This is a genomic window from Streptomyces sp. NPDC048604 (assembly GCF_043199435.1).
In the GTDB taxonomy this organism is placed as follows: Bacteria; Actinomycetota; Actinomycetes; order Streptomycetales; family Streptomycetaceae; genus Streptomyces.
Genome location: NZ_JBICVX010000021.1, coordinates 74,109 through 95,927 on the forward strand (window position 1 = coordinate 74,109; position 21,819 = coordinate 95,927).

The 21,819-nt window shown below is 68.6% G+C and carries 18 protein-coding genes and 1 pseudogene; 11 read left to right on the forward strand and 8 right to left on the reverse strand.

The features are described from left to right. The first annotated feature begins 297 nt into the window (after window positions 1–297). Window positions 298–909, forward strand: a complete 612-nt coding sequence (locus ACGFMM_RS32475; RefSeq protein ID WP_393650068.1) for a hypothetical protein — start codon at window positions 298–300, stop codon at window positions 907–909. Between the two features lie 302 nt (window positions 910–1,211). Then, the gene (locus ACGFMM_RS32480) at window positions 1,212–2,267 is read left to right on the forward strand and encodes a tetratricopeptide repeat protein (protein WP_393650069.1); all 1,056 of its coding nucleotides are present in this window, start codon (window positions 1,212–1,214) and stop codon (window positions 2,265–2,267) included. A 352-nt stretch (window positions 2,268–2,619) separates the two neighbouring features. Here the strand turns inward: ACGFMM_RS32480 and ACGFMM_RS32485 are convergent, their stop codons facing one another. From ACGFMM_RS32485 to ACGFMM_RS32495, 3 genes are all read right to left on the reverse strand, one after another. Next, window positions 2,620–2,796: a hypothetical protein gene (locus ACGFMM_RS32485; protein ID WP_393650070.1), complete on the reverse strand. Its 177-nt coding sequence runs from the start codon at window positions 2,794–2,796 to the stop codon at window positions 2,620–2,622. A gap of 116 nt (window positions 2,797–2,912) precedes the next feature. Then, complete coding sequence (locus tag ACGFMM_RS32490; protein WP_393650071.1) at window positions 2,913–3,983, reverse strand: hypothetical protein; 1,071 nt, start codon at window positions 3,981–3,983, stop codon at window positions 2,913–2,915. A gap of 3 nt (window positions 3,984–3,986) precedes the next feature. Then, on the reverse strand, window positions 3,987–4,946 hold the full coding sequence (locus ACGFMM_RS32495; RefSeq protein WP_393650072.1) for a serine/threonine-protein kinase: 960 nt from the start codon (window positions 4,944–4,946) through the stop codon (window positions 3,987–3,989). 552 nt (window positions 4,947–5,498) lie between these two features. On the opposite strand from ACGFMM_RS32495, the gene ACGFMM_RS32500 reads away from it, so the two are divergent. From ACGFMM_RS32500 to ACGFMM_RS32515, 4 genes are read left to right on the forward strand one after another with little or no spacing between them, the layout of a single operon-like run. Next, the gene (locus tag ACGFMM_RS32500) at window positions 5,499–6,371 is read left to right on the forward strand and encodes a thermonuclease family protein (protein ID WP_393650073.1); all 873 of its coding nucleotides are present in this window, start codon (window positions 5,499–5,501) and stop codon (window positions 6,369–6,371) included. Window positions 6,372–6,385: 14 nt separating this feature from the next. Beyond that, window positions 6,386–6,784 carry a sugar dehydrogenase complex small subunit gene (locus ACGFMM_RS32505; protein ID WP_393650074.1) on the forward strand — a complete coding sequence of 133 codons (399 nt, stop codon included), beginning with the start codon at window positions 6,386–6,388 and terminating at the stop codon, window positions 6,782–6,784. Window positions 6,785–6,798: 14 nt separating this feature from the next. Next, window positions 6,799–8,496 carry a GMC family oxidoreductase gene (locus ACGFMM_RS32510; RefSeq protein ID WP_393650075.1) on the forward strand — a complete coding sequence of 566 codons (1,698 nt, stop codon included), beginning with the start codon at window positions 6,799–6,801 and terminating at the stop codon, window positions 8,494–8,496. A 13-nt stretch (window positions 8,497–8,509) separates the two neighbouring features. Beyond that, window positions 8,510–9,163 (forward strand): histidine phosphatase family protein, encoded by a 654-nt coding sequence (locus tag ACGFMM_RS32515; protein ID WP_393650076.1) that lies wholly within the window; start codon window positions 8,510–8,512, stop codon window positions 9,161–9,163. A 723-nt stretch (window positions 9,164–9,886) separates the two neighbouring features. On the opposite strand, the gene ACGFMM_RS32520 is transcribed toward ACGFMM_RS32515, so the two are convergent. Next, window positions 9,887–10,789 (reverse strand): hypothetical protein, encoded by a 903-nt coding sequence (locus ACGFMM_RS32520; protein ID WP_393650077.1) that lies wholly within the window; start codon window positions 10,787–10,789, stop codon window positions 9,887–9,889. Between the two features lie 470 nt (window positions 10,790–11,259). Between ACGFMM_RS32520 and ACGFMM_RS32525 the strand changes: the two genes are divergently transcribed. The 4 genes from ACGFMM_RS32525 (at window position 11,260) to ACGFMM_RS32540 (ending at window position 17,133) form a co-directional block, all read left to right on the forward strand. Continuing rightward, window positions 11,260–11,862 (forward strand): hypothetical protein, encoded by a 603-nt coding sequence (locus tag ACGFMM_RS32525; protein ID WP_393650078.1) that lies wholly within the window; start codon window positions 11,260–11,262, stop codon window positions 11,860–11,862. A 608-nt stretch (window positions 11,863–12,470) separates the two neighbouring features. After that, window positions 12,471–14,192, forward strand: coding sequence for an RICIN domain-containing protein (locus tag ACGFMM_RS32530; protein ID WP_393650079.1), 1,722 nt, complete (start codon window positions 12,471–12,473; stop codon window positions 14,190–14,192). A 527-nt stretch (window positions 14,193–14,719) separates the two neighbouring features. Further along, window positions 14,720–15,220, forward strand: a complete 501-nt coding sequence (locus tag ACGFMM_RS32535) for a DUF4352 domain-containing protein (RefSeq protein WP_393650080.1) — start codon at window positions 14,720–14,722, stop codon at window positions 15,218–15,220. 884 nt (window positions 15,221–16,104) lie between these two features. Then, entirely contained in the window at window positions 16,105–17,133 is a 1,029-nt protein-coding gene (locus ACGFMM_RS32540; RefSeq protein ID WP_393650081.1) for an NAD-dependent epimerase/dehydratase family protein, read from the forward strand. 181 nt (window positions 17,134–17,314) lie between these two features. On the opposite strand, the pseudogene ACGFMM_RS32545 reads toward ACGFMM_RS32540, so the two are convergent. Next, a pseudogene (locus ACGFMM_RS32545) lies at window positions 17,315–17,731 on the reverse strand (molybdopterin-binding protein); the annotation flags it as partial. A gap of 113 nt (window positions 17,732–17,844) precedes the next feature. Between ACGFMM_RS32545 and ACGFMM_RS32550 the strand changes: the two are divergent. Then, entirely contained in the window at window positions 17,845–19,293 is a 1,449-nt protein-coding gene (locus ACGFMM_RS32550; RefSeq protein ID WP_393650082.1) for a glycosyltransferase 87 family protein, read from the forward strand. Window positions 19,294–19,382: 89 nt separating this feature from the next. Here the strand turns inward: ACGFMM_RS32550 and ACGFMM_RS32555 are convergent, their stop codons facing one another. The 3 genes from ACGFMM_RS32555 to ACGFMM_RS32565 form a co-directional block, all read right to left on the reverse strand. Further along, window positions 19,383–19,712, reverse strand: a complete 330-nt coding sequence (locus ACGFMM_RS32555; protein ID WP_393650083.1) for a TfoX/Sxy family protein — start codon at window positions 19,710–19,712, stop codon at window positions 19,383–19,385. A 92-nt stretch (window positions 19,713–19,804) separates the two neighbouring features. Then, window positions 19,805–20,308, reverse strand: a complete 504-nt coding sequence (locus ACGFMM_RS32560) for a hypothetical protein (RefSeq protein WP_393650106.1) — start codon at window positions 20,306–20,308, stop codon at window positions 19,805–19,807. A gap of 5 nt (window positions 20,309–20,313) precedes the next feature. Further along, window positions 20,314–21,591 carry a molybdopterin-dependent oxidoreductase gene (locus tag ACGFMM_RS32565; RefSeq protein ID WP_393650084.1) on the reverse strand — a complete coding sequence of 426 codons (1,278 nt, stop codon included), beginning with the start codon at window positions 21,589–21,591 and terminating at the stop codon, window positions 20,314–20,316. Window positions 21,592–21,819 lie beyond the last annotated feature (228 nt).

The following is a 21,819-nucleotide window of genomic DNA, read 5'->3' on the forward strand; positions in this document are numbered from 1 at the left end:
CGAGCTTGGACCGGCCAGGAGCCACAAACTCATCGGCCGCGCTGTGGAGTAGCGAGAAGACCCATGACGATGCAGCCGATCAGGTCAACGGGGCGGCTTCCTGCGCGGCTCCGGCCAAGCCGCGATCACCGCCGTGCGTAGCCGTCCGATAGGTCACGCCGTGCTTGCGCTGCAGGGCCCGCATCGATGCATCGATCCCGTGATCGCACCCCCGCGGGTGCGGGGAGCAGCGGCCCATCATCGCCCAGGAGCCGAGCTTAGAGGTCGCGCAGGTAGGTGCAGAGGCTGATGTTGGTCATGAACGACAACAGCATCGCCCGCCGCCCGGCAGTTGATAGCGTGATCGTCGTGAAAAAGCTGGAAGAGCTGGTCCTGAGCCCCGGCGAACGGGCCCGGGGGGTTCACGTCGACAGCGTAATGTTCACGATGGACTGGGCCGGTGAGGACTACCCGGGCCAGCTGGCTGCGTTCGTGGCTGGTCGTGTACGGGCTTTCGGGGCGGAGCCGACAGACGTCGACACCAACGTCGTCTACCGAGCGGCCGAGACCGACCCGGCTCTGCGCCCCGGTGATTTGCCGGTCCGTCAGCTCGATCACCTGTCCGGTGTGCTGGCAGATCTCCGCTGCACGCTCATGGTGTGGGAGAACGGCACCGACGCCTACGAGGTACTGGTCGCGCTGACCGATGAGCGTGAGCCGACCAGGTTGATGCACCAGGGCCTCCCGGTGCGGGCCTGGGGCTCGGAACCCGAAGAGACCCTGGTCAGCTTGGACTGCCCGAACTGCTCGCAGATGCTGGTCTGGGAATTGTCGGCGGACCAGACCCTGGCCGACGAGCGCTGCGATTGTGGAGCCGCGTTGTTCGACGCCACTGGCCGTCCGCTGCCCCACGTCACTCTCCACGGCTGAGCCGCTCAGCGCCCTCTGACCCCGACTCGTCCCCACCGATGCACTGCTCATCGAATCCAGCGCCCACTGACCGCCACGGAGCAGTAGCCGTCGGCAATTTCGGGCTACGGCGCCGGGTGTAGTGGATGACGGTGGTCTCGCAGGCCTCCGCGTTACACCGCCGGCCTTGGCATGGTCCGCCGGTAGCCCCAGCGGAGCTGCGTGGCGATCCCTGGATAGCTGGCCGGCTGCCGCGGAAGCCGTCGACTGTCAGTCCCTCCTGGCAGGCTGGCGCGGAAACGCTCCCCAGAGAAAGCGGCGAGATGAGCGATCGATCCTTCCTCGACTCCGACGGCAGAGCCCTTCCGCTGCCCCCTGACCCCTTGAGCCCGGTGCCGGACGAGGTCGAGCACGGACTGGCGGCGTACAGGGCGGGGGATGCTGCGCAGGCACGAGAGTTACTGGCCGCGACTGCCGGAACGGGACGCACCAGCGTGGCCGGGCATGCGGCAATCGCGCTGGCGGGCATCGAGATCGGCGAGAACGGGCTCGGCGGCTCCCACCGGCGGTGGCTGGAGCAGGTGGCCGTCGGAGAGGACCCCTGGCTGGGGCCCTTGGCCGCAGTGATACTCACCCCGGACTTCCGGTCGGGCACGTCCTCGGACTCGGGCCGAATACTCCTCCTGAGTCTCGCGGCTCAGCTCACCGGCGACCTGGACACCGCCCGGGCCGGGTTCGAGCGTGCCTTCAAGACTCACAAGGGCACCGAGCCCGGAGACATCGCAGGCCTCCTGCTCGGCAACCTTCTCGTCCAGACCGGTGAACCGGCCGCCGCTCTGGAAGTGCTCAGCTACACACGAGAAATGTGCGACGCCACGTTCGCGGGCTATGCGGCTCATGTCGAAGGGCATGTCCTCATCGGGCAGAACGAGGACGAGCGAGCGAGCAAGGTGCTCAGGTACGCGCACAGGGAGTCTCACCCGGCCAACGGCGGTGACAGAGGTCTGCACTCTTGGGTCGCCGTCCGCTTCGGCGAGGTGCTGGCGAGCAACCCATGGGTGGATCCGGTCTGGGACCAGATGGAGGAGAGCGGTGTGAGCGAGGGCACGGTGATCCGAGAGCCTTTTGAGTCTGCTTACCGGGAAGAGGCGGGCACTCCCGCGCTCGCCGGCATCGGCTTGTTCCTGTTCCCCGCCACGTTCGAACCCGTGCACGCGGGTCTGGAGCGTCTGAAGACATGGAGCGACGAACGATACGAACGCGGCCGCAGGCTGGTCCTCACGCTGCACACCTTCGTCGAGGACGTTCGCGACGCCGAACGCACCCAGGGGTTGGCGGACCTCCGAGCGAAGCTCGACCTGCCCAAGCCCGACTGCTGAACCGCCGCGGGCTCGAGGAGGTCGCACCGGGCTTCGGCGTTCCAGAGGCCATACCCGCGGGTGCGGGGAGCAGACCGTGTGACCTGCAACTTTACGGCGTTCAGCGACTCGTACGTCTCGTTCGTCGGACTCAACGCGAACACGTCCAAGGTCTGCACGAGTGGCCCACGCACGAAGCGGGGCCATCGGCACACGAACAGATCGCCCCAAACTCATGCAATGACGTTCCTGGCACCAGAACACGCTGGTGAGAGCACCCGATCGTGTGATCACGACCCGCGCGCATGAGCGAGACTTCCGCCCCTGGATCCAGCGCTCTGGCCCAGGGGCGTAGTGCGTCGGCGCGCGGGAGCTACGGCGCCGGGGTGTAGTGGACGACGGTGGTCTCGCAGTCCTCGGCGTACACCGTCAGCGCGTCGACCTCGGCCTGGTCCGCGGACAGGACACCTCGGGGTGATGGGGCTCCTTGATATTCGCCACTCCCCTGCTCGAGGGTGCCCCGGAGCCGCTCGATGGATCTCCCGTCCATTCCTGCACTTGGCTCGGGGCGGGATCTGCTTCGGGCTCACCGTGAAGCCGGCACCATGAGGGCCGAACGTTCTGCCGTCCCGACACAGCCTGTGGTGGAGTGCCGTGGTGTTCGGGCTATGACACGTTCTGACCGGCGCCGCTGTCACCAGCCGGTGTCGGTGGGCCTTCGGGCGGCTTTGCGCGGTAGGGGTCCAGTGCTGCGGCACGTTCGTGGTGGGGCAGTCGTGACATCTTGGAGACCAGTGCCCACATGTCGCGCTCGCGGGCCAGCTCGCCCGGTAGGACGAGCCCGAGGGATTCCGCGAGTGGTTTGCGTCCGGTGTTCACGAGTGCCCTTACAGCTGCAGACCATTCGTCGGTTGCCGACACGGCCGCGCGGTACCACACCGGGATCAGCAGGCCTGGCACGGCAATGGCCGTGAGCAACAGTGGGACATCGGGGTGCGCCGTGGTCAGGGCTGCCACTGCGCAGAGGACGACGGCGCAGTGGCCATAGAGCAGAGCGACGAAGAAGTCGACATTCGCGCGGGCGAGGTCGATCTGGCGGCGGACCTGTTCCGGAGAGTTGCCGGTCAGTTCGTTCCACATCACCTGCGTGTCGAGGCGGAATCGGTCGTAGCCGTACTCTTCGAACCGCCGGATTGCGTTGCCGAGCCTCGTCGGTGCCAACTGCGCGGGGTCGACGGGGTAGCGAGCAAGCCGTTCGCGGAGCAGCGCGCGCTGCACAGCCGTACGCTGTCGGTCCTTGCGGACAGCCCGGGCGATCCGCGGGGCGGCGCGCAAGGCAGTCAGCCGGACGGTGTCATCCGGTGCCAGCCGGCCCTCCCGCTCGTGGCGTTCCAGCCGAATCAGCGTGAGGCGGTCCTGCAGATCCTGCTTGGCCTGCCGTCGGCGAGCGCACCCGTAGGTGTACAGAGCGTTCGGCCAGAGGGCGTACCCCTCCAGCACACGGTAGAGGGGGTTCTGCACGGCGTTGAGCGCCAGCCCGAGCAGTACCGAGACGCTCAGCATTCCGACGGACAAGGACGTGTCCCCCGCCGGCCACAACTTCACGGATTCCCCGGTGCGCCGCAGGCTCGGCCAGACAGCCAGTGTGAAGAGGGCCACGTTCAACGCGGTCGGCAAGAGCCATCCCACCAGCACCGTCCATGCTCCGCCGAGAGCGCTCCTGGCGATGTCACCCACGCGTCACCACTCGTCGTCATCGTCACCGAACGGCGGACCGGGCGGTGTGATGCTTCCACCCCCCGCAGCCGGCGGGGGTGGGGCCGGCGTCTGTACCTCCGGATGCGGCGGCACGGCCGCTCCTGGGGGGCCAGAGCTCGCGGCGGACCGCAAGTCGACCACGAACGCGTGACACGAGGCGTAACGATCCTCGGGAGACTTGGCCAGCGCCTTGGCCATCACCACATCGACACCAGGCGGGATGTCCGGACGTCCCAGGGAAACCTCAGGGGGCAAATCGTGCATGTGCGCCCACAGCAGCTGCATGGGGTCATCGCGCTGGAACGGCGGCCGACCAGCGAGGGCTTCGTAGACGACGCAGGCCAGGCTGTACAGATCGCTCCGGCCATCCACGGGCTGCTCGGAGATTCGCTCCGGTGCCATGTACTTTGGGGTGCCCAGAATCTCACGATCCCGGCCGGAGCCGTCGAGCAGCGGCTTCGCCAGCCCGAAGTCCTTGAGGTAGACGAACTCCGGGTGATCGCGGTCCGTGCCCTCGGCGACCAGGATGCTGCCGGGCTTCACGTCCCCGTGCAGGACACCGTGGGAGTGCACCGCATCAAGCGCTGATGCCGCTTGCGCGGCGATGCGCACAGCAGCTGCTACGGGCAGCGGACCATCACGGTCCAAGAGAGTTCCCAGGTCGGGCGCGAGGATGTAGCGCATGACGAGGTACAGGAGGCCGTCGTCTGTCTCCCCCGCTTCGAAGATCGGCACGATATGAGGGTGATCGATCGCCGCTACCACCCGTGTGTCGAACGCGAAACGTCGACGGAATCGATCGCTTTGACTCAAGCCAGGTGCGAAGACCTTCAAGGCCACATCGCGATCCAGGCGCGGATCCTTCGCGCGGTAGACAACGGCCATCGCCCCACGGCCGATCTCGCTCTCCACCTGGTAGCCCGCGATCCGTTCCCCAGTCAATCAGCCACCACCCTTACGCCGGAGGCTGCTTCACGATCGCCTCGGAGGTCGTCACCGCAGCACTGAACACCTGCAAAGGGGAGGCGGCTGGCCCATTGAGCAGGCCGTCTACTCAAAACTCCACCCCGATGGGCTGAAATCTGGGTGGCCGACGGCGGACAGCGATGCCGCTTCCACGAGAAGGCGCGCAAAAGGGTTTCAGCGTCCAGGCCGACCCCCAGGGGGTGCGATCACGGGATCGAAGTGCCTACCGCGGGAATCCGCCAGGGGCCTGGCATGGGAGAACGTGAAAATGGCTCGACCGATCTGGTCCGGCGCTGTGAGCTTCGAACTCGTCAGTTCTCTGAACTAGGCGGTCGGGGCTGCCAGTGGACCCGTGCGGTGGGTGTCGTACCTGACGGTGGCCCCTGGGCGAGGGTGCGGAGCCGAGAAGGGCTGAACGAGCGAACGCCTTGCACGGTTTCACCCTCTGTACACCAGAAACCTCTACTCTGTAACGCTGAGTGAGGATCTGTTCGGTGTTCGTGCCCGTCGCGAGGGAGCCACATCGTCATGCCCATGTTGCTGATCAAGGGTTCGTACCATCTCATCGGAGGCCGGCCGGACGGGGACACCGTCCAGTTCACGCCTGACAAGAAGGAGGAGTGGGAGCTCGTCCCCGGCCCCCACAAGGTCGAGCACAACACGTCCGGCAAAGGCAGGCTGCGGCTGGACGCCATCGACACGCTGGAGACCCACTACTCACGCAACGGCAACCCCGAGGTCCACCAGCCGTGGCTCCACGGCCGAGCCGCCCGGGACGAGCTGACGAACTGGCTCGGCTTCACCAGCGTGGAGCGCACGGAGGACGAGACCGTCACCGCGGCCACTCCCACGACCCGGCCCGGCTGGATCCTGACCCGCGGCGCGGGCCGCGACAAGCGCTGCATCGCCCTCGTCGGCACGGGCACACCCCCGGGTACCAGCGGCACACAGATCCACGTCGACGAGGCCCTGCTGCGCACCACGTTCAACCACCACATCCTCGACATGGGTCTGGCCTACCCGACGTACTACAAGAAACTCTTCCCCGACCTGCGCGACGAGTTGACCGCCGCGGTGCGCCGGGCGCAGGCGGAGAACAAGGGACTCTGGAAGGACGACGCCACGCTGGACGGCGCGACCGTCACCGGCATCGACTCCCTCCAGGACGACGTCGTGATCCTGCCCAAGCTGTTCCGGCGGCTGGTGGACTACCTGTACCTCGGCGACCCCCACGCACCGGACCTGACCGGTTTCCCGGACTTCCTGGATCAGGAGGCGGACGAGTTCTGGATCATCTCCACCGGTCACCCCACGACGGGTCTGGACGAAGTCGTCGAAGTCATCGACAGCAAGGTGCGGATGACCCATCCGGCCGAGGACCTCGTATTCGTCGAGAAGTGAACGAGGAGCGCGCCATGACCCACGCCGCGGACTTCCGCGCCCTGTCCGAACTCCTGACCGGCGAAGCGCCGCTGGACCAGGCCACCGCGGATGCGCATCGCACCCGCCTCGAAACCCACTACCCGGCCGCACTCACCCGCCTGGTCGATGCCTACCGCACCGCCTCAGGTCAGCCCGACCCAGGGGCTGCCTTGTTCGCCGCGGTGAACGCCGATCCCGAACTCGCCCGCATCGCCCGCGAGACGCTCGCGATCTGGTACACCGCCCAGTTCACCAGGCCCGACAACACCCAGGCCGGGCCCGACACCCCGGCCCGCTACCGCGGTGCCCTGGTGTGGCAGGCGATCAGCGCGCACCCGCTCTCCGCGGCACCGGTGCCCGGCGGGTACGGCTACTGGGCCCAGCACCCCTGAGACGAGGACATTCCATGGACACTGCCTACGACGTCGTCATCGTCGGTGCCGGCGTGGCAGGAGCGCTGTGCGCCTGCCGGATCAAGGAAGCCAAGCCCCAGGCCCGCGTGCTACTCATCGACGCCGGCGACAACGGCATCGACGACGGCCAGCGCGCCGCGTTCGTCGACGCCTACCAGGTCTCCGCCTCGAAGAACGTGCCCTCACCGTACGCGGCCCTGCCCAACAACAAGGACGGCTTTGCCCCATCCTCCGACGGGGTCGGCGACCCGGTCGCCATGAACCGCTACTACGTCGAGGCCGGCCCCGACCTGTTCAAGAGCGGGTTCCAGCGCATGGTCGGGGGCAGCACCTGGGCCTGGCGCGGCAACAGCCCCCGCTTCCTGCCCAGCGACTTCGAGATGAAGAGCCGCTTCGGCGTCGCCGTCGACTGGCCGCTGACCTACAACGATCTCGAACCCTTCTACGCGCAGGCCGAGAACGAGCTCGGAGTCTCCGGCAACCACGACGAATGGACTGCCCTCACCCCGCGCAGCACCGACTTCCCCATGCCCGGAATCGTCGCCAGCTACGGAGACGAACTCATGCGGGCCGCGCTCGCGACCATCGACGAGATCGACGAGATCCCCGTCACGGTGGTTACCACCCCGCAGGCGCGCAACTCCCAGACGTACCAGGGCCGCCAAGCCTGCCAGGGCAACTCCAGCTGCATCCCGGTCTGCCCCTCGGGCGCCAAGTACGACGCCTCCATCCATGTCCGAAGAGCCCGCGATGAACTCGACGTCGAGGTACGCACCGGGTGCACCATCACCCGGCTCATCCCCCGCCCCGGCAGCGCCTCGCCGACCGTGGTCTTCCGCGACTGGACCACCGCCGACCGTGCCGAGCAGCAGGTCAACGGCACCCATGTCGTCCTGGCCCTCAACGCCATCGAGACCCCGAAACTGTGGCTGATCTCCGGCCTGGACAACCGCAGCGACCAGGTGGGCCGCAACCTCATGGACCACCTCGCCGAAGAGGTCGTCGGCCTGTTCGGGCAGCCCGTCTTCCCCTTCCGAGGTCCCCAGTCCACCCTGAGCATCGAGACCTTCCGCGACGGCGACTGGCGCCGCACCACCGGAGCCTTCCGCATGACGATCGGCAACGACGGCTGGGGCCGCTTCGAATCCCCCGCCGCCGCACTCGACAAGCTGATGTGGGACCCGGTCGGCAAGAAGCTCAAGCACTACGGCGACGACCTCAAGGACAAGCTCGCCGAGCGCGTCACGCGCATGGCGCGCATCGGCTACTCCACCGAACAGCTCCCCGATCCCGCCAACCGGGTCACCCTCTCCGACCAGCGCGACGGCCTCGACGTACCCCGCCCCAAGATCGCTTTCAAGATCGACGACTACTCCAAGCGGGCCCTCGCCTACGGGCACTCGGTCGCCCGCCGCCTCTGGCAGCACCTGGAGGAAACGGCCGGCGCGGAAGAGATCGAACCGCTTCAGCCCACCCTGAAGTACAACGGAGCCGGACACCCCATGGGCACCACCCGCATGGGCACCGACCGAGCCACCTCCGTCGTCGACGCCGACGGCCGCTCCCACGCCCACCCCAGCCTCTGGGTCGTCGGCAACTCCGTCTTCCCCACCGGCAGTACCGCCAACCCCACCCTCACGCTCGCCGCTCTCACCCTCCGCACGGCCGACAGACTCGCCGCAAGCCTCTGACAGCACATCGATCATGACCGTCACCACACGTCTGGTCATCGCCCGCCACGGACAAGCCCGGTGCAACGTCGAAGGCCGCGTCGGCGGACCAAAGACCTGCACCGGACTCACCGACCTCGGCCGGCAACAGACCGAACGCCTGGCTGCCCGACTCGCCGCTGCGCAGAGCACCGACGACCGTATCGACGCCGTGTACGCGGGGCCCCGCCGACGCCTCCAGGAGACCGGTCGCCTCCTCTCGGCCGCCCTCAGCCTCCCCCTCCTCACCGACCCGGGCCTCGACGGCCCCCGACACGGCCAAGCGGACGGCATGCTCTGGCGTGAGGTCGAAACAGCCTTCCAGGGAGCCCCGCAGACCCATCCGGACCGCCCGTACGCACCTGGTGCCGAACCCTGGAACAGCTATCTGGCCCGAGCCACCCGCCACCTCACAGGTCTCCTCGAACGCCACGACGGTCAGCACGTCCTGCTGGCCGCACACGGCGAAACCCTCTATGCGGCCTGCCATCTCCTCCTCGGCATCCCGGTCAGCCAGAGCCCGGCGATCGGCTTCGGCACCTCCCACGCAGGCCTCAGCCGCTTCGAACGACGCCAGGACGACTACCACAACACCCGCTGGATCCTCGCCGCCCTCAACGACACTGCCCACCTGAACGAGTCCGCCTGACCAACGGCGACGCCTGTACGTTCGGGTGCGGCCGCCAGTGCGTCAAGCAGCCCCGGCCACTTCCGGGTCACGATGCAGCGAACGTCGGGACGCAGGACGTCAGCGCAGATCAGCGCGCCGATTCCGCACGAGAGATCCTTCTTCTCGCTTTCCATGAGCTGTGCTTCAACACGTCGGGAGCGCCTCGCGCTTGCCCGCGGAGGAGATCGAGGGGGCGCCGGCCCTGGTGGACACCATGACGGTCGAGCACCTGGCCGACCTGCAGCTCGTCGACCACCACCGTGATGCGCTCGTCGAGGTCATCGAGGCGAAGACGGAGCACCGCCGCCAGATCAGCTCCTGGTCGTACAGCTCGAGCATCACGCCGTACAGCCCGATCTGCTTCTCCGTCCACCCGCCTCCCGGCGCGGGTCGTCCTCGGCGGCGCTCGCCTCGAAGTTCGGCGGGTGGATGGTGTGGAAGTAACTCGAGGGCGCTACCGGCTCGGGGGACCCGGCGCCCTCGTGAACGAGCGCTGCATCGACGCGACGCTGTTCTTCTGCGTTGGTCCGCCGCTGCTGGTCGAGGGTCGCCTGCACAGTCGATATCAGCGCGTCGGCCTGTCGATTTCCCGCGTGTTCGGCCGCCGCGGCTTGTCGGTGGCCGGCCTTCCACGCGAAGAACCCCGTCACGAATTGCCCAAGATGGCCGACCCGGCGGCGATCAGGGCGATTCCCCAGTCACTCATGCCCGGTCACCCTCCGGCCCGCGAAACGATGGCTCGTACATCATCGGTGGGGGGAACAGCTGGCCGGTGAGGGCTTCGGTGTTCCGGATCAGGAACGTGTTGATGTTCCAGTAGGCGGTCTGGGTCTGGCTCAAGGTGTCGTCGAGCTCCGGATCGGGGATCGGCGCCTCTGCGCTTCGATGGAGAGTGTTGCGGATGCGATGCGAGGTTTCCGAGAGCATGTCTGCAAGGGGGCGGGAGTCGAATGGGCCCACCGGCGTCGTGCTGCTGCCTGTCAGGCGTGTGTCGGGAAGCCGGCGTCCCGCCAGGCGGTACAGCGCGGAGATGAACTCCGTTGACGCCGCCTCCGTCTGCTCGTCGTAGCGGTCGACGTCGACCGCCCGCCCATGCCGTAGGTCGTCGATCACGCGTTCTGATGTGCTCAGCCAAGCCTTGGCCGCAGCTCGCGCCGTGGCGATGATCTCAAGGGTGAGCTCTTCCCCTGCCCGCCAGGCATCTCTCTCGGCGGCTGCGGCATCGTCGCGGCGTTTCGCCCGCTGCATCACGAGGGCCCCAGCGGCACCAAGGCCGGCGCCGCCCTGGCCAGTGACCGTCGCGAGGATCGTCTCCAACATCGCCATCGCGTGATCGTCCACCGCCCGAGCCAAGGGCCACAACGCTCCGCTGCGCCGAATCTGGCCGAGAAGCTGTGGCCGCTGAGAACGTCCTGAGGCGGTGATGAGCAGACAGAAGATGAAGACGACGCCCATCATCAGGTACACGAAAGCGCCGTCGCGCTCGTAGCCACGGATCTCCATCCGCTTCGGCTTTGCCGGGTCGTAGTGGACAAGCGCCTTTCCGCCGGGGAAAGCGCCGAGCTCAGGGGGATACAGCTTCCCCTTGCCTGACTCGACCTCCACACGCTCGCCCCCCGGCGGGTGAACGCTACGACCGGATAGAAGCGGGAGTCGCCGTCGGAGTCCTCGATCTCGCGAACGGTGACCACGTCCGCCTCGATCCACTGCCCGCGCCTCGCCAGGCAAAGGCGCTGCCACGCCGTTACCAGGGAGATGAGAGCGCCTCCCGCGATGATTGGCCCGAAAACGACCCACATGATGTGCTTATCCTCCATACGGCGCAACCTGCACGTCACGCCGTACAGCCCGATCTGCTCGGTCCATGCCTCCCGGCGGAAATCGTCGTCGGCCGCGCCGCTTTCGACTTCAGCCGCCTCCGCGGAGGACTCTTCTCAGATCGACCGCAGGTCTTCCCTGCATGCCCGCTCTGGACGGGGGCGCCGGCATGTCCGCGAGGTGGCCGGTTCGGGCCCAGAGTGTCAGTGGTCGCTGCGATACTCGGACTTCAGACTGATGATCACCAGGGGGAGCCGATGTCTGGATTCGCGAGGGATCCGAAGTACTACGGCGACCGGCTCGTGTACGAGCCGCTGGAAAGCAAGTGGAGCCGCTACCACGCGACGCACTGCGGCTGCGGGCAGGACTGGCTGACCGCCCACGTCATCCCCGCTGGATTCACCGTCATCCCGCGCGGCAAATCCGGCTACTACGGTCTGGTCGGGCCCGGGCTCACCGAGGGTGTCGACGAGCAGGCCCTGACGGCCAACGCGCTCTGGGAAGCCGTCACCGGCAAACCAGGCACTCAGCCCTGGCACGAGACCGTTCATGTCACCTGCCGGAGCCCTGAGGCCGAAGCCGCGCGGAAGGCGGAGAACGAACGCGTCTACGGGCCGCGGCGGGAACGTGCCGCGAAGGCCAAGACCGAGCCGGCCACGGACAAGCAGCTGGCGTACCTGGCGAAGCTCGCGGAGACCGCGGGCAAGGAGCGGTTCGACGCCGAGTTCTTCAAGGCGACCAAGGGGACCGACATCAAGCCGCGTGCTCCCCGCGAGCGGATGACCACGGCGTCCAAGAGGCTGACGAAGGCCGCGGCACGGAAGCTGATCGGCGCCCTCGCCGCCCTCGAGGCATCCTGACCAGACCCACGTGGTCGGCTGCTGCGCCAGCCTCGACGGAGCATTCGACCGCCGGAGGGACCCGATGGCGAACCTGACCTTCAACGAGGCCGAGCAGCGCGAACTGCCCGATGCCGCCCGTGCCGAGTTCCCCAGGAACCTCGCGCTCGCCTACGTCCTGGAGAACCTCGCCGCCGAAGGCATCGACCTCGACCGGTGCCGCGACTGGGAGGACATCCGTCTCGAGAACGGCCTGCCCCCCGCGCGACGACCAGGCCCAGGGCGTCGCCCTCGACGGGACGCTCAACGAGATCGCCGCCGATCCTGTAGCGGTGACGCGCCACGCCACGGCGTCGGCCCTCCGCGACTACCAGCACGAGGGCGTGCGGATCGTGTTCTACGCGACCGCTCTCGGCAGCATCCTGATCGTCACGTACGTCGAGGTCGACTGACCCCGTCGCCGGCCGGACACCGGTACAGCGCCTGCGGCGACAGCATCACTCCACCGCACCGGCCAGACCACCGGCGCCCGCCGCCGTTGGTTGCGGCGTGATGACGGATGGCGTCGGGGGCGGCAGTGCAGGTCAGTGCGCCTTCGCGGTCTCCCCTATCCTGTCGCGGTGAAACATATGTTCGGGCGCGTTCGGCGCCTCCTTAGCTACTCGCTCGGGGTGGCGATCGCCGCCACCGTGCTGGCACCCGCGCAGCCGGCTGCGGCGGCAGATCTCATCGAGCGCACCGGTTCGTGGACGCTCACGCGGGTGGACGGCGACAAGCGCCAGTTCATCGCGTCGGTCGAAGCAGCCGGCGTCCAGAAGGCCTCCGTCACCGAGGTCCTCGGGGAGAACGACGGCATCGCGGGTCTGTGCCATGGCACGGGCCTGAACGGAACGCTGCGGTACGACGGGTACTGCTGGGGCTCCGAGCTCGACCACAGCAACTACGCCGATCCGGCGGGCGGCTGGATGCCCCAGGGCTTCGCAGGGGCCCACGCCGCCACCGACTCAGGCCTGTACCAGGGGCAGTCCTCTCTCAACGTCTCGTCCTGGTATTTCGGCACGTGGGTGGACGGACGGAGCCCGTCCACCATCGAGGAGTACACGCGCGTCACCCTCTCGCAGGCCTTCAACAACGCCGTCTCCTACGGAAACATCGCGCTCGTCGAGCCAGTGAACGGCAACTTCAAGGAGCTGACGTACCGCTCCCACGCGGATGGTGTCGCGTGGTACGAGGACATGCTGTTCGTCGCGAACGGCATGGAGCTCCAGGTCTATGACCTGCGACACATCTGGCGCATGACCGACACAGCCGGCAGCGGCACCGGTCTGTCCGGCGGCAAGAGCTCGGCACGCCACCACCGCTGGGCACTGCCCCTCGTCGCGCGCTACACCACCAAGGCCAACGCCCAGGTCGACACGGACCTGCAGCCCTTCGGCGCGGGCGGCCCCCGTGCCTGCGGCCCCCACCTCGGGCCGCTCTGCCTCAGCACCTTGAGCGTCGACCGTTACACCCACACCATGGTCTCGGCCGAGAACTACGGCAACGCCGGTGGGCGCATCGTCCGCTGGGACCTCCCGAGCCTCGCCTTCGCCCCGCCGTCCGTGCAGCTCGCGTCGACGGGGACGTGGCTGGAGAGCCCCGTTTGGGGTATTCAGGGCATAGCCCGGGACGGCGCGACCGGCAACTACTTCATGTCCGGCGTGTGCCCCGCCGGCTATCCGATGGGCGACACGGGGGACAGGTACTCGTGCCTCCACATGGCCAAGCCCGGCGAGGCGCCCCGCGTCCTGTCGCAGGCGCCGCAGCTGACGCAGGGGCTCTCCTGGGACTGGCGTGCACAACGTCTCTGGGGCCTCAACGAGGGTCTCGACAGCAAGGGCTGGGGAGCACAGCGAGTGGTGTTCTCCCTCGAAGCGTACGCAGGCCGGGCGGACGCGGAAGGCTACGGCTGGCTCGTCAACCCCTGGCGGCCGGGCTTCATCTGCGCGACGCCCCAAGGCGACAAGACCGACAACGGCACCCCGGTGACGATCTGGGCCTGCACCGGCTCGGAATCCCAGAGGTGGAAGCTCGACAACGGCCTCCTCGTGCACAAGGCCAGCGGAAAGTGCCTCACCCCCCAGGGGAACGGAGCAAACGTCAACGGCGCCCTGCTCACCCTCTGGACCTGCAATCCCGCAAGTGACGTCCAGAAGTTCTCCCAGGTCGGCGGGCAGATCATCAACGGGTACGGAAAAGTCATCACGCCAAAGGGCAACTCCCTGGAAAGTGGCGTGTGGCTCACCCTGTGGAGCAAGGACACCGCGGTCGCGGAGAACGTCTACCAGAAGTGGCACGTTCGCGACTTCTAGACGGACTCAGGTCCGAACTGCTCGTCGACAGCCGGTGAGGCCCTGAACTGAGCAGTATCGACAAGCCTGGCTGATCCTCGGGCTTCACCAACACGGGTCGGGGTCCCACCGGGGCCCCGACCCACAACGGTTTCCTGTCTCTAGGAACCACGACAGCGGCACTGTCCCCACTTCGTTGAACACGGGCCTAATTGAGGCGTGGAGCTACGCCGGCCGGTTTTCAAGAATCGCCCTGCGGTGGCTGCGGCCAGCGCGGCGTCCTTCGGCGTGGAGGGTGACAGGCCGGGGTTCTCGTCGAAGGAGGCGAGCTCGGGCGGCGGCCACGTGCGCCCGGTGGCGCGGGCGATGCCTTCGTCGTTCCGCCGGGCCGGACGCGGTCTCCGAGCCGGTCGAGGGCGGTGTCTGGTGGTTCCAGGCGAAGCGTTCCGCGAGCCCTCTTACGGGAACTGCTTCTCCTCGCGGCCGATGTCGTCGATCGGGCCGAGGATCGTCCAGCCGGGCCCGAGGGGGCGGGTGGAGCGGAAGCCGTGGGCGTCCGCGTACTCCTCGGCCTCCTCCGTGTCATCGTCATCGCCCTGTTCACGTACGACGGCGGCACCAGCGACGACAAGGCCCACAGGCCCGCGCCCACGAGCGCCGCGGAGCAGCCGGCCGCCAAGCCGTCCGCAAAGGCCCCGGCCAAGGAGGAGCCGGCCAGTGACTCCCCGGTGAAGGTCACCGCGACGAAGACCAAGTTCGCGAAGTCCATCCTGGCCGGAGACGAGGCGTACACGAGCGTCAAGGTCACGATCACGAACAACGGCGACGAGACGGTCGACGTCAACCCGCTGTACTTCACCATCACGGACACGAACGGCACGAAGCGCACCCACGAACTGGCCGCGGACGAGAACCAACTTGACGCTGTGAAGCTCGCCCCCGGCGAGAACGTGTCCGGCGTCGTCACGGGGAAGGGCGCCTTCACGGCGGACTACGTGACGTTCACCCCGGGTCTGTTCGGCGATCCGGTCCGTGTGAAGGTCTCCTGATCCGCACGGGTTCGTCGTCACCCCCTCCGACGACGAACCCGTAAGTCGACCAGGAGGCGGCCCTCCGCGCCGGCGTCTCGTACGTGCACGCGGGCTGGGGCTACGGCACCCCGAACTCCCCGGCCCCCGTCGTCGCTGAATCGCCGAAGGTTCTGCTGCACCTCCTTGGACACCGGGCGTTCTTCGAAGGGGGCCTGGTACGACGCCGCCCAAGGACAACGCCCTCGGCATCGCCCCGGCCGAGGCCAATAGCAAGCCCTTGTGGGCGCTGGTCGGCGAGGGTGCCTTCGCCGACCGTGAAATCCGACCGGATCACCACGTCCGAACTGGAGGCCCTGCCGTTCGACCCGGAGGAAGCGGAAGCACGGGTCGAGCAGGTGGTGGAGGCCCTCGTTCGTGGTGGCCCTGGACCGGATGGTGACGGCCGCGGTGTGCACCTCGTACGGCAGCGGCGGCAGGTCGTAACAGCTGCTCGCGAGCGCCGCAGGCGCGGCGGCGGGCGACGCACTGGCGGTGGCGGTGGACAGCACCGGCAGGACGAGCGCGCCGAGTATCGCCGCAGAGAGCGTAATTCGGGTGGAGCGCAGGCACCTCCGTGAAGGTGGAGTGATCGCGTGGAATGGTGCCGTGGGAGTTGTCCCGGCGGCTGTATAAGCCCTGCGGTAGAAGTCGAAGCAGCCCACTTCATTCGGGACGAAGAGGTCGTGGGTTCAAATCCCGCCACCCCGACAGCTGAGGCACCAGGTCAGGGGCCTGATTCGAGAAGTCGATCAGGCCCCTGACTGGCTTTGTAGATCGTGTTCGTGAAGCGGATCCCCTTACAGATCCGTGACGCGCGGCCCGTCGGACACCTCGCTGGAACCGAGGCGGCATAGCTTCAGGGCATGCGCGTACTTGTGACTGGAGGAGCGGGCTTCATCGGCTCGCACGTCGTCGCCGAGCTGGTCGGACGTGGGCACGACCCGGTGGTGTTCGACATGGCGGAGGACGGGCGGGACGTACGGGACCCGAAAGCAGTACGGGACGCCCTGGCCGGGGTCGACGCGGTCTGTCACCAGGCGGCCAAGGTGGGCCTGGGCAAGGACTTCGGGGACGCACCCGGATATGTGTCGGCCAATGACTTGGGTACGGCGGTCCTGCTGGCCCAGATGGCGGAGGCGGGGGTACGGCGGCTGCTGCTCGCCGGATCGATGGTCGTCTACGGCGAGGGGCGGTACGAGTGTGCCGCGCACGGCGTGGTCCGACCCGGTCCGCGTGCCGAGGCCGACCTGAAGGCCGGTCGGTTCGAGCCGCGCTGCCCGGACTGCGGTGCCGACCTTGCACCCGGTCTGGTCGCGGAGGACGCGCCGATGGACCCCCGGAACGTCTACGCCACCACCAAGCTCGCGCAGGAACACCTCGCGGCCTCATGGACCCGGGCGGTCGACGGACGCGTGATCTCACTGCGCTACCACAACGTCTACGGTCCCGGCATGCCCCGCGACACCCCGTACGCGGGCGTGGCCGCCCTGTTCCGGTCCGCGCTCGCGCGCGGCGAATCGCCGCGCGTCTTCGAGGACGGCGGGCAGCGGCGGGACTTCGTCCACGTACGGGACGTGGCCTCCGCCAACGCAACGGCGCTGGAGGCGATGACGGAGGGGCCGGCCTTCGCCGCGTACAACGTCGGAAGCGGCGATCCCCGGACCGTCGGCGACATGGCCGAAGAGCTGGCCGCCTCGTGCGCGGGGCCGTCCCCGGTGGTCACCGGCGAGTACCGGCTGGGCGACGTCCGACACATCACCGCCGACTCCGCGCGGCTACGCCGCGAGCTGGGCTGGCGTCCAGCGGTGCCGTTCACCGACGGGATGGCCGAACTCGCGGGCGGCACGGAAGGCCCGGCTCTCGCGACTGCCGGTCTCGCCCGGCAGCCGTAGGAGCGGCGGCGAGACGGCTAGCCCGCCGAGCCAGCATGGCCCCAAGTTGTCATCCGTCCGGCCGCGGCTCTGGCCCAGGTAGCCTCCCCCGGGATGGCGTCCGCGTTTCGTAAAGACTGGAAGGGGCGTTTCCCGCTCCTCGGTTCCTACGGTGTGGAGGGTGACTTCATCTGCTTGCGCAGAACGGCCAGGGGTACCACTGGAAAGCGTTCAGCAGCCCCGTGAACAACTCGAAGATCCCCGCGGCGACGAGCACGGCCACCGAGAAACGCTCCAGCGCATGCCGGACCGACCGGACCGGCGGCCACGCGAAGAGCCGCGGATAGACCGCCCACAACTTGGCCGGCAGCAGCGGAATCGCGGCGATGCCCGAGGCCACATGCAGACCCTGGGTAAGCCGATAGCCCCAGTACGGTCGGCTCGGCAGCCGGTCGGCAAGCCAGGCGGGCGGGTGCCGAAGGAAATGGCTGAGCACACCGGTCGCGAAACAGACCACGATGGCGAGCCCGAGCCAGCGGCCGATCACGGTCGCGGTACGGACATCATGCAGACGCGCCTTGCAGCTGATCGGCGGTCCAGGAGACGGGATGAGACGCATGAGCCCATGACACCCCCGCCACGACCCGCGTGGGTGGCCGGAACACCTTACGAAACACGGACACGCGGGGCGCCCGACCGCACATCCGGGACCGTTCCTGGAACGCTGCGGTCGTGAACCCGCGCACCGCCCTCACCGCCACGGCCCTCGCCGCCCTCACCACCGTCATCGTCCTCACCATCCGGTACGACGGCTACCGCGCCGACCCCGGCGGGCTGTTCTGGTGGTACGCGGCGTGCTGGGTGCTGTTCGCCGGCGCTCTGCTCGCGCTGCGCCGGGTTCCGGCCGCCCATGTCGTACCCCTGATCGCGGCCGGGGCGATCGCCGTCACGGTGACCGGCCTGGTGGCGCCGCCCCGGACCAGCACCGACTCCTACCGCTACGCCTGGGACGGTCGCGTCCAGTCGGCCGGTGTCTCCCCGTACGACCACGCTCCGCAGGACCCGGAGCTGTTCCGGCTGCGAGACTCGTGGCTCTTTCCCACGGGGGCGGCCTGCACCGGCCCCGACCTCGCCCGCATCCCCCACGCCGGGCCGGTACCGCACTGCACGCGTCTCAACCGGCCCGCCGTGCACACCATCTACCCGCCTGTCGCCGAGGCGTACTTCCTGGCCGTCGACAAGCTCTCCCCTGAGGGGGCCCGGCACAAACCCCTCCAGATCGGCTCCGGCCTGATCTCCCTGGGTGTGACCGGTGCGGTGCTGCTGATCCTGCGCCGCAGGGGCACGGACCTGCGGCGGGCCGCGTACTGGGCGTGGTGCCCCGCCGTGCCCATCGAGGCGGTCAACAACGCCCATGTGGACGTCCTCGGGGCGCTGCTGGCCGTGATCGGACTCGGGCTCCTCGCCGTCCTTCCGCATCGCCGGTCCGCCGGCGGACTGGTCCTCGGCGCCGCCATCGCCACCAAGCTCATGCCCGCCATCGTCCTGCCGGGGGCGCTGTCCGGAGTCCGCCGCGTCCGCGACGCGACCACGGTGCTGCTGCCCGCCGCCGCGTTCATCGCGCTCGCCTACGCTCCCTACGTCCTCCTCTCGGAGGGCTCCGTCTTCGGCTACCTCGGCGGCTATGTGGAGGAGGAAGGCTACGACGACCCCGCCGCCGGACCCCGATACGCGCTGCTCCGCCTGGTCCTGCCCGACAGCTGGGCACTCCCGGTGACCCTCACCGTCATGGCGGGCGTGTCCCTGTACGTGATGCGGCGCAGTGACCCCCGACGGCCGTGGAGCGGCGCGCTCCTGGTCACAGGCTGGGCGTTCGCTCTCCTCACGCCCGGGTACTCCTGGTACGCCCTGCTCCTGGTCGCCCTCGTCGCACTGGACGGACGATGGGAATGGCTGGGCGTCGCTCTAGCGGGCCCGGCCGTCTACGTCCTCGGCCGGGTCTTCGCCGAACGGGAGCCGACGGCCGCGATCGCGTACGGACTCGCGGCCCTCCTCGTCCTCGCGAGCGCTGCCGTGCGGTCGCGCCGCGGAACCGGAACCCGTCAGCCCGAAGAGGTCTCCATCCAGGCGTCGGGGCCGGGATCGCCGCCCGCTGCCCGGACCGCGAGCCAGCCGACGTAGTGCTGCCAGCCTTCGGCGTGTGCGGCGCGCCCCTCCAGGTGCTACTGCAGCGGCACGTCCGAGGCAGGCGAAACCGTCTGCAACCCCTGTCACTTGGGCGGCAGCGTGCTCGCGAAACCCACGGCCGTGGTGATCCAGTGGTCGAGGACCCGGTCCTCTGCGAGAGAGGGGCCTCCGACCGTCACCCAGCCGCGCATGGGCTTGCCCGTGAAGTCCATCGGGCGCCCCTCAGGGCGGGCCGGCGCCTCCTCGGCGCGCTCGGGACCCACCCGGGCGATGAGTTCGTCGCCGACCACGCCCACGGTCATGTTCCCGCCCAGCAGGAAGGCCAGGCCGCCGAACATCCGCTTCTCGGTGAGGCCCGGCCGCTCACCGAGCTCCTCCCGGATCCGCTGGGCGAGCCCTTCGTCGTACGTCATGGAACGTACTCTTCCGCACGACCCGACGACGCGCCCTGCGGGAGAGGCCGTCAGACCGGCACCGCTCGGGTCTCCAGCAGCTGGCTCTCGCGTCATCGCGCGGCTTCGCGTGCCCGTCGCTCGCGTCGTGCCGCTCGTCGTCGAGGTGCCGATTCATGCAAGCGCCGGACGAGGAGGACCGCTGCCGAGGCGACGAAGAGAGCGGCTGTGATCAGCAGCCAGCGCTCCAGGAACCCGTCGGCCGGGAGCCCTGTGTACGCGGTGTAGTGGTCGACCTGACCCAGGATCAGTGGCCACCAGACCAGCAGCAGAAGCCCCGAGACGAAGACCGGGACACGCACGTAGTTGACGCTCGGCCTCGGCGACCTCTCCCCCGGAATCTCCCAGAACAGGCGCTGCGCGGCCCGGTCGGTCACCCCGTACAAGGGGAGCAGCACGAGGTCGTGCAGGAGCGCCGCCCCGACGAACCATAGGGCCACGCCCAGGGTCTCCCCCTTGAGTAGTCGGACGCCGGCGTAGGCGGCGAGGGCGAAGGAAGCCAGGACGAGGAGCAGGTGGAGCGGGGAGGCTCCATAGCGGCGACGGAAGGCGGTCATGCGGCTCATACCGGCTCTCCGAAGGTGATCCGGGTGACCCATTTGGTGTTGTGGACGCCGGGCGCGCCCGGGACGATCACGCGGGCAGGGTAGCCGTGGTCCTGCGAGAGGACGGCCCCGTTGACACGTACGGCCAGGAGTGATCGGTGGTCGCGTACCTGGTTGTCCCTCAGCACGACGGAGCTGAACGATCCTCCCCTCTGTACCGATTCCACCAAGGCCCGTGGGGTGTCCGTGCCCCGCCCGACCAGTGCGGCCAGGTCGGTGAGCCGGACACCGCTCCACAGCTGGTCGGGGGTCGACCAGCCTTCCACGCAGGCGATGGGCAAAGCCGCTTCGTGCTGCTCCATGGCCAGCAGTTCATCTCGGGTCAGCACGACTTGGCGCCCCGCGCCGCGTACGGTCAGCCGCCAGGCGGGGCCGATGTCGCTGGGCCGGATCCCGACGGACGCCGCGGTCTTGTTGATCTGGAAGCCGTTCGGTCCGGTGCCGGGATCCTGGCCGTGCGGGGCGAGCAGCGCGGTCCGGCGCCACAAGCCCCCCACGCTCTGCCCGGCCGTCACCACGAACAGCGCGAGGGACCCCAGCCCGACCATGCCCAGGGCTCCGCGCCGGGAGATGGTCGGCGGCGCGGGCCGAGGCGACACAAGTCCGGCCGCCTCCTCCGTACCGGCCTCCGGCAGCTCTCGTCCGTACCTCACCGCGCGAAGGGCACGCCGCAGCCGGAAGGACACGTGGACGACGAAGGCACCGATGAACACCCACGCCCCGTAGAAGTGCAGGACGTAGAAGGAGCCCGGGAAGATGTAGTGCAGCTGCACGTTGAGGATGCCCGTGGCGAACTCGAAGATGGCGCCGCCCACCAGCAGAAGCAGAGACAGACGCTCGATGCCGTGGCTGACCGACCGCACGGGCGGCCATTGGAACAGCTTGGGGATGACCGACCACAACTTCGCCAGCAGCACCGGCACGAGGACGACACCCAGGACCACGTGCACACCCTGGTTCACCCGATAGAGCCAGTACGGCGAGGTCGGCCAGGAGAACAGGTAAAAGCCGAGCCACCCCTTGTCCGGCGTCTGGTCGTTGACCGGCGACAGATCCGGGTTGTAGGCGGCGTACGACACCAGACCCGTCACGAACAACACCGTAACCCCGACCAGCAGCACGAGCCCAAGCACCGCGGTCAGCCACAGCCCCCGCAGCGGGCTGCGCCAGAACTCCGGACGCGCCGGCCCCGGCGGGGGCCCCGACGCGACGACGGAATTCACGGCAGTCTGCAAGCGCCTCAGAGGAGCAGGACGCTCCGGAGGCTCAGACGGCGCCGGGGGTGTGGGCTCGGGCCGATTCCGCTCGCTGTCGCTCGCCTCCACCGGGACACCTCCGCACACTCACCAGTCGCCGGGACGAACATCCCGCACCGGAGGCCGGACCGGATCCATGACACGCCCACCGAGCCCCCTCGCCCTCCCATGGGCGGGCACGCATCTGGTTTCGTGTGTGCGTCGGAC